At 56.0% G+C, this 2,477-nt stretch carries 2 rRNA genes; both read right to left on the bottom strand.

From position 1 onward, the window contains the following. Positions 1-7 precede the first annotated feature (7 nt). Positions 8-125: ribosomal RNA gene (gene rrf / locus Q1B24_RS21725) — 5S ribosomal RNA — on the bottom strand. A 141-nt stretch (positions 126-266) separates the two neighbouring features. After that, positions 267-2,477, bottom strand: a 23S ribosomal RNA gene (locus Q1B24_RS21720); the annotation flags it as partial.

Genomic DNA, 2,477 nt, shown 5'->3' with positions numbered 1-2,477 from the left:
AATGTTTGTCCGGCGGCGTCCTACTCTCCCACAACCTCTCGGTTGCAGTACCATCGGCGCTGAAAGGCTTAACTTCCGGGTTCGGTATGGGACCGGGTGTTTCCCGTTTCGCTATGGCCGCCGTAACTCTTTCAACCCTCTCAAACACGGTGTGTTTGTTGGTTGGGAACTGCGTAGTGGACGCGAACAAGTGTGTGTTCGTTGGTTTGCGCGTGGTTCACGTGTCAAAACCGTGCACGCTCAGCGTGTGTGGTTTTGTACGTGGTTGGGACAAGCCCTCGGCCTATTAGTACCGGTCGGCTAGGCATTACTGCTGTACACCTCCGGCCTATCAACCCCATGTTCTGTGGGGGGCCTTACCCCATTATTGGGTGGGAAACCTCATCTTGAAACGTGCTTCCCGCTTAGATGCATTCAGCGGTTATCACTTCCGAACGTAGCCAACCAGCCGTGCTCTTGGCAGAACAACTGGCACACCAGAGGTTCGTCCATCCCGGTCCTCTCGTACTAGGGACAGCCTTTCTCAAGTTTCCTGCGCGCGCGGCGGATAGGGACCGAACTGTCTCACGACGTTCTAAACCCAGCTCGCGTGCCGCTTTAATGGGCGAACAGCCCAACCCTTGGGACCTACTCCAGCCCCAGGATGCGACGAGCCGACATCGAGGTGCCAAACCATCCCGTCGATATGGACTCTTGGGGAAGATCAGCCTGTTATCCCCGGGGTACCTTTTATCCGTTGAGTGACCACGCTTCCACATGCCGTGGCCAGATCACTAGTTCCGACTTTCGTCCCTGCTCGACATGTCTGTCTCACAGTCAAGCTCCCTTGTGCACTTACACTCGCCACCTGATTGCCAACCAGGCTGAGGGAACCTTTGAGCGCCTCCGTTACATTTTAGGAGGCAACCGCCCCAGTTAAACTACCCATCAGGCACTGTCCCTGATCCGGATGACGGACCTAGGTTAGACATCTAGTACGACCAGAGTGGTATTTCAACGTTGACTCCACCCACACTGGCGTGTGGACTTCACAGTCTCCCACCTATCCTACACAAGCCGTACCAAACACCAATACCAAACTATAGTAAAGGTCCCGGGGTCTTTCCGTCCTGCCGCGCGTAACGAGCATCTTTACTCGTAGTGCAATTTCGCCGAGTCCATGGTTGAGACAGTGGGAAAGTCGTTACTCCATTCGTGCAGGTCGGAACTTACCCGACAAGGAATTTCGCTACCTTAGGATGGTTATAGTTACCACCGCCGTTTACTGGGGCTTAAATTCTCAGCTTCGGCGCAGATGCGCCTAACCGGTCCTCTTAACCTTCCAGCACCGGGCAGGAGTCAGTCCGTATACATCGTCTTACAACTTCGCACGGACCTGTGTTTTTAGTAAACAGTCGCTTTCCCCTGGTCTCTGCGGCCCTTCACGCTTCCCCCAGCAAGTGGGTTCACGATCCGGGCCCCCCTTCTCCCGAAGTTACGGGGGCATTTTGCCGAGTTCCTTAACCATGGTTGTCTCGATCGCCTTAGTATTCTCTACTTGATCACCTGAGTCGGTTTGGGGTACGGGCGGCTCGTTGCTCGCTAGAGGTTTTTCTCGACAGCATAGGATCACCCACTTCGCCATATATGGCTCCGCGTCACGTCTCAGACTCCACACTGAAGCGGATGGTGCGGATTTGCCTACACCACGTCCTACGCGCTTGCCCACAGACAACCATCGCTGTGGCTGGGCTACCTTCCTGCGTCACCCCATCGCTTGACTACTACCAGCTCGGGTCCCACGCTCCGCTCACCAGCCTCGCCCCGAAGGGTCCGGTCCGATGAGTTTCGGGTGGTTAGCATCACCAGGTTCGTCATGGGCGCAACTTCGCCGGTACGGGAATATCAACCCGTTGTCCATCGACTACGCCTGTCGGCCTCGCCTTAGGTCCCGACTTACCCAGGGCAGATTAGCTTGACCCTGGAACCCTTGATCATTCGGCGCACGGGTTTCTCACCCGTGATTCGCTACTCATGCCTGCATTCTCACTCGTGTGGCCTCCACGCCTGGATCACTCCGACGCTTCACTGCCCACACGACGCTCCCCTACCCATCCAGCGCACTGAACACCCATCAAGTGGATGCTGATGTATTCGCTGAATGCCATAGCTTCGGCGGATGACTTGAGCCCCGCTACATTGTCGGCGCGGAATCACTTGACCAGTGAGCTATTACGCACTCTTTCAAGGGTGGCTGCTTCCAAGCCAACCTCCTGGTTGTCAATGCGACTCCACATCCTTTTCCACTTAGTCACCGCTTAGGGGCCTTAGCTGATGGTCTGGGCTGTTTCCCTCTCGACTACGGAGCTTATCCCCCGCAGTCTCACTGCTGCGCTCTCACTTACCGGCATTCGGAGTTTGGCTAACGTCAGTAACCTTGTAGGGCCCATCGGCTATCCAGTGCTCTACCTCCGGCAAGAAACACGCAACGCTGCACC

The sequence above is a fragment of the uncultured Nocardioides sp. genome (assembly GCF_947488025.1).
In the GTDB taxonomy this organism is placed as follows: Bacteria; Actinomycetota; Actinomycetes; order Propionibacteriales; family Nocardioidaceae; genus Nocardioides.
Note: the sequence above shows the minus strand (reverse complement) of the source record. Positions and strands in the feature narration are given on the sequence as shown.